The sequence below is a fragment of the Tepidibacillus sp. LV47 genome (genome assembly GCF_048381575.1).
Classification (GTDB): domain Bacteria; phylum Bacillota; class Bacilli; order Tepidibacillales; family Tepidibacillaceae; genus Tepidibacillus.
Genome location: NZ_JBLWIF010000004.1, coordinates 13,413 through 25,512, shown reverse-complemented (window position 1 = coordinate 25,512; position 12,100 = coordinate 13,413). Strand labels below are relative to the sequence as shown.

Here is a 12,100-nt window from a genome sequence, read left to right as displayed (position 1 = left end):
ATAAAATTTTACATCATGAATCAACTTATGCTTTTAAAATCCTTTTTCGAAAGGAATCATATGCATCAAACTTTTGACGAAATCGTTGGATATAAGGAAGCACGTGTTCTCTTTTATATTTATCGGGTCGATAATAAGCACCCAAGCACTCTCGGAAAAATTCATTGGGATATAATGAAAATTGGCGTAAGATCATTCGCTCGTCATCAGATAGTTTTCGATAATCGTTATAAGTCCTTTCTACTTTTAGAAAAATATCTAGATCCCAATTCCATTCTACCATTACTCGGTTAATTAATTGCCATACATCCATGACATGTGTTTCGTAACCTGACAAATCAAAATCGATCATCCAGACTTTCTCACCTAGTAAAAAATTATGATTGGCCACATCACGATGGGCAACGAAACGATAATCGATGGCTTCTTGATTGATTCGATTGATTTTATACTGATCGATCTTCTGAAAGGCTTCCTTTCCGAAGCTAAGCATTTCTTGTCCAATCATTAAAATCTCTTCATCTAAAGCATCCCGTTCTTTTTTGGCCATCAACTTTTGGTACAGGTCCCCAAATTCTTGCAGCCTTCGAAATAAGCGAAAGGTTCGAATCTCACGATATTTTGGTTTCACTTCTTCTCCAATCCATGCTGCATGGTGATGAAAACTTGCCAAAACACCAATAACTTTTTTAAGATGATCAAACTTAGAGAAATGAGCCGTTTTTCCGTCTAGATAAGGCATTACAACAAAAGGATAACTTTTTGCTCCAAACCAAGGGGATCCATACTTACTTCTTAGTATTGGCGAAAACTGAAAAAACCCTTTTTTTCTCAACTCATCAAAGAGATAAGTCTGCCAATAGACTAAAGAAACAGCATTTGGAAACGACTTTACTACATAAACTCCATTTTTGGAGTGAACCTTCCATAAATGACGAAACCGTTCAATCCGTTTAGCCTCGATTCCGTATTCCTTCGCCAAAGATCTCGAAATCCACTCTTCCATCATACCACACTTCCTTCCATAACCATGCCTAAACAAAAGAGCTATCCCTACATATATATGTAAAGATAGCTCTATACTTTTCATTTTTTATTCACTTATTTGGATGTCTTGATATAGGTTACCTAATAATTACTAGAGTTTCCCATTGATGACGAACTAGAGAAATTAAAACTGCTCGATTCCATTGAACTACTTGATCCCATGGAATAACTAGAACCCATCGAGCTACTAGAGCCTAGTGAACTGCTAGATGCCATCGGACTACTGGATCCCATGGAACTACTCGATCCTTCTAAACTGCTTGATTCCATTGGATGACTAGACCCTAGTGAACTACTTGAACCAAGGGAGCTACTTGAACTAAAAAAACTTGAACTTTCAAACTCAGGATACATTCCCATAGGAACTTGTAAACATGGATCCATCATATATGGCATTCGTTGAGGCAATTGGGGCATCATAGGTATTCGGCGAGGACGTCTCATTGGCATCCAAGGAATTGGATATGGCATTTGGGGCATCATCGGTACATGATATGGTAGGTGGTAATAGTGTTTATGGTGATGATGCTTCTTATGTTTTTTTGGTTTCTGATGGTACGGTACATGATAAGGGATTTCTGGTATTGGCATCATAGGAATTTGTGGAAGCTTTGGCATCTTTAACTTTGGTAATTTGGGTAACTTTGGCATTTTTGGAGCTGGCATTTGCGGCGGTGGTGCTGGCTTTTCAATTGGCCTTTTAGGAATGGGCTGTTCTACAGGGGGTTTTGGCATTTCTTTAGGTATTTTTGGTTCCATTGGTGTACCTCCTATAGGTATGATGATCTTCATCCCAACATCAATCAGATCGGGATTTTTAATTTGCGGATTTGCCTCAATTAATGTTTGCAAATCCACATTATATTTCTGAGCAATTTTCCAAAGAGTGTCATCTTTTTGGACAATATGAATCTTCATCCTGACTAACCCTCCTTTGAAATACAATACATCATATGCGTCTATAGTTTTTTTGCTCATTTTTTGGGCGAAAAAAAATCTCACCCTTTTTTAAAAAAGGTGAGACCCCCATAATATTTCTATCTTTGCCCCTTCATTTTCAATAAAGCAAGATTTGATTTCAAACTCAATTCCTTCTTCTCTCGCAATTTGTTTCATGTATGTTTCTGCTACTTTTTTTTGATTGGGAGGGATAAAAAGAATAATCGTCGGCCCTGCCCCACTTAACGCTACCCCCCATAATTCATGTTGGCCAATCTCTCGAATCACCCGTTCTAATCCTTTGACAGCCGTTTGCCGATAGGGTTGATGAAGTCGATCTTTCATCACTAAAGGGATTTTATCATACTGGCCTGTTAATAAATAGGTGACCAGTAATGCTGAATGACCAATATTAAAAGCAGCGTCTTTTAAAGGGATGTCCTTTGGAATTGCTTTTCTAGCAATATTGGTCGATAAAGTATAGTTTGGAATAGCAAGTAAAACCTGAAGTTCCTCTGTCACAGGAAAATGTTCTGCTTTTGCTGTTTTCCCATCCCAAGTCGTTACGACAAACCCACCATATAACGAGGCGGCCACATTGTCTGCATGCCCTTCTAATTCAGTCGCATATTGGAGAATCTCTTCTTTGCTCTTCTTCCCATCCATTAATTCATTTGCAGCTAATAACCCGGCCACGATCGCAGCCCCACTACTCCCTAATCCCCTCGAGAGGGGAATTTCACTTTCAATCTCAATCGCTACAGGTGGCAGTTCTTGATTCTCCTTTTGATAAAAATAGTTCATGGTTTGATAAATCAGATTGCTCGAATCTAAAGGCAAAGATGCAAGGTGATCTCCATAAACCTTAATCGAGTTCCGTTCTGCTAGTTGAACGCGGACAGATAAATAAAAAGGCAGGGCTAACCCTAATGAATCAAATCCTGGTCCCAAATTGGCACTACTTCCGGGAACTTTGACATGGATGATCTTCTCCCGGCCAATCATAATGGAGCCACCTGACCTAATTGAATCGCCTCCAAGACTGCTTGATAATCATTTTCTACTACAAGGGGAGTTGTTTCTACTGTTTTTACCGCAATGTTAGGGTCTTTCAGTCCATGACCAGTTAACACACTGACTACCGTTGCTCCAGGCTCAAAATATCCCTGTTGTTGTTTTTTGATTACACCTGCTAAAGAAGCCGCAGAACCAGGTTCGATAAAGATTCCTTCTGTTTTAGCCACACGTAAATAAGCAGCTAAAATCTCTTCATCTGTAACCGAGTCGATTAATCCATTCGATTCTTTTACTGCATTCATTGCCCCTTTCCAACTTGCTGGATTGCCAATACGGATCGCAGTAGCGACAGTTTCAGGATGGGGAATCGGTTCACCTTTCACCAATGCCGCTGCTCCTTCTGCTTCAAAGCCGATCATTTTGGGAAGCTGTTTACTTTTTCCTGCCTGATAATATTCTTTAAATCCTTTCCAATAGGCGGTGATATTACCAGCATTGCCAACAGGAATCGCCAAATAATCAGGAGCATCTCCTAAATCGTCGACAACTTCAAAAGCTGCTGTTTTTTGCCCTTCAATTCGATAAGGATTCACTGAATTCACAAGTGTATAATCTTCTTTTGCTGCAATTTCGCGAACAATCGCTAAGGCCTCATCAAAATTCCCTTTAATTGCAATCACTTTTGCACCATAGATCATCGCCTGTGCTAATTTTCCAAGAGCAATATTTCCTTCAGGAATAACGACAATACTCTCGATTCCTGCACTAGCTGCATAGGCACTTGCCGCAGCAGAAGTATTGCCCGTTGAAGCACAGATCACTTTCTTGCTACCATTCTCTAATGCCTTTGCCACTGCCAAAACCATTCCCCGATCCTTAAATGACCCTGTTGGGTTCATCCCCTCAAATTTTAAAAACAAATGTATTCCCAGTTCTTTGGATAAACGCTTTGCTTCGATTAAAGGGGTATTTCCTTCATGCAAAGTAATTATTGGGGTTTTATCATTGATTGGTAAAAAGTCTTGATATTTTTTTAATAATGGTTCTCTCATTCTACTTCATCCCCCTCTACTGGATAGACACTATTAATCGCATCAACAACCTCTAGGCTCTCTAATTTGGGCAAAAGTCTTGAAAGTTGAGCTTTCGACGTTTCATGGGTAATGATAATTAATTGGGCTTTTTTCTCTTCATGAAGACGCAATTGAAGCACTTCTTCGATACTCACCATTTCTTCAGCAAAATACTGAGTGATTCTAGCAAGAACTCCTACACGATCAGACACTTTTAGCCGTATAAAATAGCGTGAAGTCATCAATTCATCTGACATCATCAATTTGGGCCGATAAGGAGCAACCACACCTCTACCGTTTACTCCTAAATTCATTTGTTTTACAACCGTTACTAGGTCCGATACAACGGCTGTCGCTGTTGGTAATTGGCCTGCTCCAGGACCATAAAACATAGTTTCTCCCACAGCTTCTCCATAAACATAGATGGCATTAAATACCCCATTTACCTTTGCCAACGGATGGTTTTTATTAATCATGGTTGGTTGAACAGAAATTGCGAGTTGTTCGTCCTTCAATTGGGCAATACCAAGAAGTTTAATGACATATCCTAACTGCTTGCCAAGTTCAATATCTTCTTTGGTAACTTGAGTAATTCCCTTTACTTTTACATCCTGAATATTCACATCCATATGAAAGGAAAGGTTGCTTAATATCGCCATCTTTCTAGCTGCATCAAATCCCTCTACATCTGAAGTGGGATCAGATTCAGCATAGCCTAACTCCTGCGCCTGTCTTAATGCTTCTTCAAAAGATAAACCTTCCTCGCTCATTTTGGAAAGAATATAATTAGTGGTTCCATTTACGATCCCTACAAGTTTGGTGATGCGATCTGAAGCAAACCCTTCAACTAAAGCACGGATAATCGGGATCCCCCCTGCAACGCTTGCTTCATAATATAAGTCGCATTGGTACTTACTTGCCTGCTGTAGTAATTCCGCACCGTGCAAAGCCATTAAATCTTTATTTGCTGTTACCACATGTTTTCTTTGTTCCAACGCTGCCATTAAATACTCATAGGTAGGATAAATATTTCCCATCACTTCGATAATGACGTCAATATCTTTGTTATAAATGATTTCCCATGGATCGGTAGTTAATAGATTTGAATCAACTTTATAATTACGATCTTTATCTGGATCTTGAATCAAAATTTTTCCAATTTTGATTTCATTTCCTGTTTGTTTGACCAGATCTTCTTGATGTCCTTCGATTAACTTTACAACCCCAGTACCCACTGTTCCTAAGCCAAACAAACCAATATTTACAACTTTTTTCTCTTGCATTTTCTCTCCTCCCTTTTTCTATCCACGCCCAATTAATTGAACTTTTTTCACTCCTTCAATTTCCTTTAATCCATCAATTAAGTCACTAATCCCAATCTTCATCGATACGGTATCAATAGAGACGACAATATTGGCAATATCTTGCAGTGGAATCGTCTGGTTGATCGTTAAAACGTTGCCGCCAACTTTTGCAATGTACGAGAGCATATTGGATAAAATCCCTGACCGATGTTCCAAATCCAGTGAAATCGTGACAATTTTTTCTTTCATCATCGCATTAAAAGGAAAAATGCCATCTTTATATTTGTAATAAGCACTTCGGCTTATCCCAACACGTTTAACCGCTTCATTTACCGTCTCAACTTCTTGGTTTTGCAGCATTTTTTTTACCTCAATCGTTTTTAAAATGGCGTCAGGTAATATATCTGCTCGTACTAAATAAAAGAGTTCTTCCTTCTTGCGATTCATTTCGTCCTCCTGTAAAATACAAATGTTTCTTTATAACGGACATTATAATGGGTGACTGAAAATTTTACAATAGTTTTGTGTTATTTTATTGGTTGACAATTGATAAGAAAATTTAATATTGATTCTTTCCAGGAAAATTATATAAAATATAAGTAATTTTTAATCTTTGTTCAATGCATTACTGCTTTAATCCGCTAATAAAGGAGGAAAAGAATGAAGAAAAAAATTGGTTTGTTGCCTCGTCTGTTAATTGGACTTTTATCTGGTATTTTAATCGGGTATCTTTCAAAAGAGCTTTTCCATTTGGACTTTTTTGTCCGACTTTTAGCCACATTTAACGGCATTTTTGGTAACATTTTATCCTATGTCATCCCATTTATCATTATTGGTTTTGTTGCTCCTGGAATTGCTGAATTGGGGAAAGGTGCAGGTAGACTTTTAGGAATTACCACTTTATTAGCGTATCTTTCTACCATTATCGCAGGTACATTTGCCTATACTGTTGGAAACGGAATCCTGCCAAGACTCATTAATGCGGCATCAGGAAATGCGAAGAATCCAGAAGAAGCATTAGTAAAAGGTTTTTTCCAAGTAGATATCCCACCGATCATGGGGGTAATGACAGCTTTAATTACCGCATTTCTCTTGGGATTGGGTATGGCAGCGATTAAGAATAAAACTCTCTATGCTGCAGTTAAAGATTTTCAAGAAATTGTAGAATTAGTGATCCAAAAAGTGATTATTCCGTTATTGCCTTTTCATATCGCAGGAATTTTTGCGAATATGACCTATGCTGGCGAAGTTGTTCGCATCATGCAGGTGTTTGGTTCCATATTCGTGATTATCATTTTAAGTCATATTGTCATTCTTCTTTTCCAATATACTGTTGCAGGAGCTGTATCAGGAAAGAATCCATTCCAGGCGCTTAAAAACATGATACCTGCTTATTTGACAGCTATTGGAACTCAATCTTCTGCGGCAACGATACCTGTTACCTTGCGCAGTGCGAAAAAGAATGGTATCTCTGATGAAGTGGCTGACTTTGTCATTCCTTTGTGTGCAACCATTCATTTATCTGGAAGCACGATCACTTTGACCATGGCTTCGATGGCCGTCATGTTTATGGCAGGTCATGTTCCTAATTTTGGACTGATGTTCCCCTTTATCTTAATGTTAGGGGTAACAATGGTCGCAGCACCAGGAGTTCCTGGAGGAGCGGTTATGGCGGCACTTGGACTTTTACAATCCATGTTAGGATTTAATGAAGCTCAACTCTCCCTCATGATTGCTCTATATCTCACTCAAGATAGCTTTGGGACTGCAGTAAATGTTACCGGTGATGGAGCAATTGCTTTAATTGTGGACAAATTAGCCAAACGTTCCACTAAAAAAGTGGCCACAGCACAAGAAAATATCGCTGGTGGGGAAGAAAAGGGTTGCCCAAATATTTGAGCAACCCTTTTTATCTTTTTACTCAATAAATTCAAATTCATAACCAGCAATGCGGACGGTGTCTCCGTCTTTTGCCCCTATTTTTCGCAAGGCATCATCCACACCCATCTTACGCAAGATTCTTGCAAAACGTTGAACAGAATCATATTGATTAAAATCGGTCATTTTAAAAAGTTTCTCGATCTTTTCTCCTTTAACGACATAGATCTCGTTTTCCTTATGTACGGTGAATTCTTCTTCTTTTGGTTGACTCTTATAGATCTTTCTTTTTTCGATCTGTACATCTTCGATGAGAGGCTCAGCAGGTATCGTATCTAATAAATCGGCCGTTGCAAAAAGCAATTCTTTGATCCCTTCACCAGTAATGGCTGAAATGGGATAGATGGGATACTTATCACCTACTTTTTCTCGAAAGACCTTTAGATTCTCTTGTGCTTGTGGAAGATCCATTTTATTTGCCACGATCAATTGGGGTTTTTTAAGGAGGTGTAAGTTATATTGTTCTAATTCATGATTGATCTTCACCCAATCTTCATAAGGATCACGCCCTTCTGTAGCTGCCATATCTACTACATGTAAAATCACTCTTGTTCGTTCAACATGACGCAAGAATTGATGACCTAATCCAGCCCCTAAATGTGCTCCTTCAATCAATCCAGGCAAATCAGCAAGAACAAAACTTCGCCCATCTCCTACCTCAACAACCCCTAAATTAGGGGATAATGTAGTGAAATGGTAAGCAGCAATTTTCGGCTTCGCTTTAGAAACCACAGACAACAGGGTAGATTTGCCAACACTAGGAAAACCAGCAAGCCCTACATCTGCGATCAGTTTTAGCTCTAACACGATATACCTCTCTTCCCCAGGTTCACCTTTTTCTGCAATATCAGGAGCAGGGTTTGCTGCGGTTGCAAAACGCATATTCCCACGTCCACCTCGTCCCCCCCTTGCAACTACAACCTGTTGTCCATGATGGGTTAAATCTGCTAAAACTTCCTCTGTATCATCATCGATAACAACTGTCCCAGGCGGAACCTTAACGATCAAGTCTTCTGCATTTGCTCCATGCTGACCCTTATTTCGACCGTTTTCTCCTCGTGGTGCTTTAAAATGCTTTTGATAGCGAAAATCAAGAAGGGTTCGAAGACCTTCATCTACTTCTAAGATCACATCTCCTCCTTTCCCCCCATCGCCACCTGCAGGGCCACCTAAAGGAACATACTTCTCTCGTCGGAACGCCTTTTGTCCGTTTCCACCATCTCCACCTTTAACATAAATTTTCACTTTATCAACAAACATTAGCTACACCTCTTACTTGTATTGGAAAGTGAAACTCCATTATACATTCTTGTTCATTAAATAAATCGATAAAATATTCTCCACCTTGTTGTTTCACTTGTTCACCAATCTTTGTTACTTCTTCGTAGTAAGGGGCAAAATTCCCTTCATATTCTATATTCACCACAATTTGATTCTCTAAACGATTCATCGCTAAAATCAGAGAATGAATATAATATTCATCTAACGTATGTCGTTGTAAATGACAGAAGATCGATTGTAGGGTTTGTAAAATTATACTTCCATCTTTCTGAAAATCGATGGTTGGTAAATCCTCAGATAACTCTAACTGCACATGAATTTTGGGATAATCTATGGGTAGCATATAAAGAAAAACGGCAAGATCATGATGGTTCAATTTAGAAATGAGTGTATGTTGCCTCGCTTCTTCACGAACTTGAGAAATATAGCTGATAATTTTGTCTATTTTCTTTAGGTAGGCATATCCCAAGATGACTTGTAAATGGTTGAGGCAATCATGCCGATAATAGCGTAGAAGTGAAATCTCTTTATCATCACATTCTTGTTGACATTCTTGTTGATGATTTTCATTATGAAGAATTTCTTTTGCTTTTATGTAGCGTTGTAATTGTTTATATTTTGTCCAAACAATCAGAAGAAGTAAAGCGGTGACGAGAAAAAGGATTAATAAAATCAATTGTATCATTACATCAGCCCCTTGTTCTCTTTCTTAGGGTTCCATTCCTTTAATTCTCATCTAGTATACCCTATTTTTCTGCCACCGCCTATACTTATTTTATATACTCATTTTATATACTTATTTTAAAACATAAAAAACCCAGTCGTTTGACTGGGATTTTACGCAAATGATTGATTCTTACGCTTCAGCAGCTACAGGATACACACTCACTTTTTTGCGGTCACGACCAAAGCGTTCAAATTTTACAACGCCATCTACTTTTGCAAATAATGTATCGTCTCCACCGATACCTACATTTACACCTGGATAAATCTTAGTACCGCGTTGACGAACAAGAATGCTGCCAGCAGTAACCATTTGCCCATCTCCGCGTTTTACACCAAGACGTTTTGCAATACTGTCACGACCGTTTTTTGTGCTACCTACACCTTTTTTAGTAGCAAAGTATTGTAAATTCATTTTCAGCATTGCTATGCACCTCCTGATTTGAAATGTTTTATACGTTTACTTGAATATATTCACGATACTCTTCTTCAATCATCTTCAATGATTCAACCAATGCTTTCATCAATACCTGTAACTGACCATCAAGAATGGGGTCATCTACTTTTGGAACATTCCATGCTAAAATTCCACCATCTTTCTCATCAGAAATCGGTTTTAGATCGATTCCTAATAAGCGTTTTGTAGAGTTAACAGCACCAATCGTTAATGCGGATACTGCTGCACAAACAACATCTTCTCCCATTTGGCCGAATCCAGCATGGCCCATTACTGTGATATGAAGAATTCGCTTCTCTTCTTTTGATTGCGTTACATTGACTTGAATCATGTCTCAAACATTACGCATTGATTTTTTCAATAACAACTTTGGTATAAGGTTGACGATGACCTTTCTTACGACGGTAATTTTTCTTTGCTTTATATTTGAAAACAATGATTTTCTTCCCTTTGCCATGCTTTTCTACCTTACCAGTTACAGTCGCATTGGCAACAGTTGGCGTGCCAACAACAATACCGTCATCTTTCACTAGCATTAATACTTCATCAAATTGAACCGTTTCACCTTCATTTACGGGCAATTTTTCAATATAAATGGTATCTCCTTCTTGAACTTTGTACTGTTTTCCACCAGTTTTAATAATTGCGTACATCAGTCGTACCTCCCTCTGATTTAGAGACTCGCCGAAATTAGGTGCTAAATCGCTTCAACCCATTTCGAGCGGTGAAATATTGTGCTATTGCACACTACCTGATCTATATTATCATAAAGTGAGATACGAGTCAACAAATACAAATGGCATAATATACAAACCATTACTTCAAAAAAGTTTATGTTAAAAAATGAATCTGATATTGATGATAATGGAAATTAGGGTTTCCTTTCACCGTTATTTTTTTCCCTAGTTCCTGTTCCAAACGATCAAGATTCTCCTGATGACTCCCTACAAAAACAGAAATGACATTAGGATGAGCTTCAAGGAGAAAAGTATGAAAAGCGGAATCCTCTTTATATCTTTTCAATTCCCGTTCAATTTTCTCTTTAATCACTTCTTCGGAAACAACTCTTCCCGTTCCATCGCAAAAAGGGCAAGTTTTAAGCAAGATGCTTCCTAAATTTTGTCTTATCTTTTTTCTTGTCATTTCCACTAAGCCTAACTGGGTAAGTCCAAGAATGTTAGTTTTCGTCTTGTCTTTTTTCGTTTCTTCTTGTAATACCTGCAAAATTTTTTCTCGATGGCTTTCTTCTTTCATATCGATAAAATCAATAATGATAATTCCACCAATATCCCGTAGTCTCAACTGTCTTGCAATCTCAATCGCCGCTTCAATATTTGTCTTTAAAACCGTATCCTCCAAATGGGAATGCCCAGTGAATTTCCCTGTATTGACATCAATCACCGTTAATGCTTCGGTTTGGTCAATGACAATATAACCACCGCTTTTTAACCATACTTTACGTTTTAAGGCTTTTTCTATTTCCCCTTGGATATGAAAAGCATCAAAAATATATTCTTTTTCTGTATAGAGGTAAAGACGTTCGGTTAATTCGGGAGCAAATGATTGAATCGCCTCCTTAAGGCGGCGAAAAGTAGGACCATCATCAATTACAAACTGCTTAACCTCATCAGATAGAAAATCGCGAACCAGTCTTTGAACTAATCCCAGATCTTGATAAATTAAGGAAGGGGCAGTCACCGATTTACTTTTGTCTTGAATCTTTAACCATTGTGTTCGCAAAAACTTTAAATCATCCTTTAGATACTCTGTATCTATTCCTTCAGCTACCGTTCGGATAATCAGCCCTTCCTTTTCTTCACGAATCGATTCCCCGATCTCCTTTAGACGTAACCGTTCTGTTTCAGATGTGATCTTTCGTGAAATACCAACATAATTGGCCATTGGCAAATAGACTAAATAACGCCCTGGTAAAGAAACATGTGTCGTTACCCTCGGCCCCTTATTGCCAAAAGCTTCTTTTTTGACCTGAACTAAAATCTTTTGTCCTTCATGTAAAATTTCCCGAATATTTGTTTCCCATTCTTTCTCACAGGCTTCATATTCACCTGGTAAAATCGCGTCATCAATATATAAAAAGGCATTCTTTTCAATGCCAATATCAACAAAAGCTGCTTGCATCCCAGGTAAAACATTGACCACTTTTCCAACGTAAATATTCCCAACTAGTTGATCTTCGGTGCTTCGTTCTACATAAAATTCGACTAGTTTCTCATTTTCAATTAAAGCGGCTCTCGTCTCATTTTTGGCAACATGTACCACAATTTTCTTCATAATTAACCCATCTTTCTCGTTCAATCTAT

The 12,100-nt window shown here is 38.3% G+C and carries 13 protein-coding genes; 1 reads left to right on the top strand and 12 read right to left on the bottom strand.

Annotated features, from left to right (window positions below):
- Nucleotides 1-25 precede the first annotated feature (25 nt).
- The 6 genes from ACMW72_RS06285 to ACMW72_RS06260 all read right to left on the bottom strand — a co-directional run bounded on the left by ACMW72_RS06285 (nucleotide 26) and on the right by ACMW72_RS06260 (nucleotide 5,827).
- Nucleotides 26-1,006, bottom strand: a complete 981-nt coding sequence (locus ACMW72_RS06285; protein WP_418367995.1) for a phosphotransferase — start codon at nucleotides 1,004-1,006, stop codon at nucleotides 26-28.
- Between the two features lie 122 nt (nucleotides 1,007-1,128).
- Entirely contained in the window at nucleotides 1,129-1,965 is an 837-nt protein-coding gene (locus ACMW72_RS06280) for a LysM peptidoglycan-binding domain-containing protein (protein ID WP_418367994.1), read from the bottom strand.
- Between the two features lie 90 nt (nucleotides 1,966-2,055).
- A complete protein-coding gene (gene thrB / locus ACMW72_RS06275; protein WP_418367993.1) occupies nucleotides 2,056-2,991 on the bottom strand; it encodes a homoserine kinase in 936 nt (311 codons plus the stop codon).
- Nucleotides 2,988-4,055, bottom strand: coding sequence for a threonine synthase (gene thrC, locus ACMW72_RS06270; protein ID WP_418367992.1), 1,068 nt, complete (start codon nucleotides 4,053-4,055; stop codon nucleotides 2,988-2,990). The genes thrB and thrC overlap by 4 nt, the downstream gene beginning before the upstream one ends.
- Entirely contained in the window at nucleotides 4,052-5,359 is a 1,308-nt protein-coding gene (locus ACMW72_RS06265; protein ID WP_418367991.1) for a homoserine dehydrogenase, read from the bottom strand. Before ACMW72_RS06265 ends, thrC begins: the two co-directional genes overlap by 4 nt.
- 18 nt (nucleotides 5,360-5,377) lie before the next feature.
- Nucleotides 5,378-5,827, bottom strand: coding sequence for an ACT domain-containing protein (locus ACMW72_RS06260; RefSeq protein WP_132770440.1), 450 nt, complete (start codon nucleotides 5,825-5,827; stop codon nucleotides 5,378-5,380).
- A 213-nt stretch (nucleotides 5,828-6,040) separates the two neighbouring features.
- Between ACMW72_RS06260 and ACMW72_RS06255 the strand changes: the two genes are divergently transcribed.
- Nucleotides 6,041-7,279 (top strand): dicarboxylate/amino acid:cation symporter, encoded by a 1,239-nt coding sequence (locus ACMW72_RS06255; protein WP_418367990.1) that lies wholly within the window; start codon nucleotides 6,041-6,043, stop codon nucleotides 7,277-7,279.
- Nucleotides 7,280-7,297: 18 nt separating this feature from the next.
- On the opposite strand, the gene obgE is transcribed toward ACMW72_RS06255, so the two are convergent.
- From obgE to ACMW72_RS06225, 6 genes are all read right to left on the bottom strand, one after another.
- Nucleotides 7,298-8,578, bottom strand: a complete 1,281-nt coding sequence (gene obgE / locus ACMW72_RS06250) for a GTPase ObgE (RefSeq protein ID WP_418367989.1) — start codon at nucleotides 8,576-8,578, stop codon at nucleotides 7,298-7,300.
- Complete coding sequence (locus ACMW72_RS06245) at nucleotides 8,568-9,284, bottom strand: Spo0B domain-containing protein (protein WP_418367988.1); 717 nt, start codon at nucleotides 9,282-9,284, stop codon at nucleotides 8,568-8,570. The genes obgE and ACMW72_RS06245 overlap by 11 nt, the downstream gene beginning before the upstream one ends.
- A 171-nt stretch (nucleotides 9,285-9,455) precedes the next feature.
- Nucleotides 9,456-9,746: a 50S ribosomal protein L27 gene (gene rpmA / locus ACMW72_RS06240; RefSeq protein WP_418367987.1), complete on the bottom strand. Its 291-nt coding sequence runs from the start codon at nucleotides 9,744-9,746 to the stop codon at nucleotides 9,456-9,458.
- Nucleotides 9,747-9,774: 28 nt separating this feature from the next.
- Complete coding sequence (locus ACMW72_RS06235; protein WP_418367986.1) at nucleotides 9,775-10,110, bottom strand: ribosomal-processing cysteine protease Prp; 336 nt, start codon at nucleotides 10,108-10,110, stop codon at nucleotides 9,775-9,777.
- A gap of 10 nt (nucleotides 10,111-10,120) precedes the next feature.
- Nucleotides 10,121-10,432 (bottom strand): 50S ribosomal protein L21, encoded by a 312-nt coding sequence (rplU, locus tag ACMW72_RS06230; RefSeq protein WP_418367985.1) that lies wholly within the window; start codon nucleotides 10,430-10,432, stop codon nucleotides 10,121-10,123.
- A 178-nt stretch (nucleotides 10,433-10,610) separates the two neighbouring features.
- On the bottom strand, nucleotides 10,611-12,071 hold the full coding sequence (locus ACMW72_RS06225; RefSeq protein WP_418367984.1) for an Rne/Rng family ribonuclease: 1,461 nt from the start codon (nucleotides 12,069-12,071) through the stop codon (nucleotides 10,611-10,613).
- Nucleotides 12,072-12,100 lie beyond the last annotated feature (29 nt).

Bases quoted from the DNA above. Each gene is read 5' to 3' on its own strand.
- ACMW72_RS06255 (WP_418367990.1), top strand. From the start codon at position 6,041: ATGAAGAAAAAAATTGGTTTGTTGCCTCGTCTGTTAATTGGACTTTTA.
- rplU (WP_418367985.1), bottom strand. From the start codon at position 10,432: ATGTACGCAATTATTAAAACTGGTGGAAAACAGTACAAAGTTCAAGAA.
- ACMW72_RS06265 (WP_418367991.1), bottom strand. From the start codon at position 5,359: ATGCAAGAGAAAAAAGTTGTAAATATTGGTTTGTTTGGCTTAGGAACA.
- thrC (WP_418367992.1), bottom strand. From the start codon at position 4,055: ATGAGAGAACCATTATTAAAAAAATATCAAGACTTTTTACCAATCAAT.
- ACMW72_RS06245 (WP_418367988.1), bottom strand. From the start codon at position 9,284: ATGATACAATTGATTTTATTAATCCTTTTTCTCGTCACCGCTTTACTT.
- rpmA (WP_418367987.1), bottom strand. From the start codon at position 9,746: ATGCTGAAAATGAATTTACAATACTTTGCTACTAAAAAAGGTGTAGGT.
- ACMW72_RS06235 (WP_418367986.1), bottom strand. From the start codon at position 10,110: ATGATTCAAGTCAATGTAACGCAATCAAAAGAAGAGAAGCGAATTCTT.
- ACMW72_RS06260 (WP_132770440.1), bottom strand. From the start codon at position 5,827: ATGAATCGCAAGAAGGAAGAACTCTTTTATTTAGTACGAGCAGATATA.
- thrB (WP_418367993.1), bottom strand. From the start codon at position 2,991: ATGATTGGCCGGGAGAAGATCATCCATGTCAAAGTTCCCGGAAGTAGT.
- ACMW72_RS06285 (WP_418367995.1), bottom strand. From the start codon at position 1,006: ATGGAAGAGTGGATTTCGAGATCTTTGGCGAAGGAATACGGAATCGAG.
- ACMW72_RS06225 (WP_418367984.1), bottom strand. From the start codon at position 12,071: ATGAAGAAAATTGTGGTACATGTTGCCAAAAATGAGACGAGAGCCGCT.
- obgE (WP_418367989.1), bottom strand. From the start codon at position 8,578: ATGTTTGTTGATAAAGTGAAAATTTATGTTAAAGGTGGAGATGGTGGA.
- ACMW72_RS06280 (WP_418367994.1), bottom strand. From the start codon at position 1,965: ATGAAGATTCATATTGTCCAAAAAGATGACACTCTTTGGAAAATTGCT.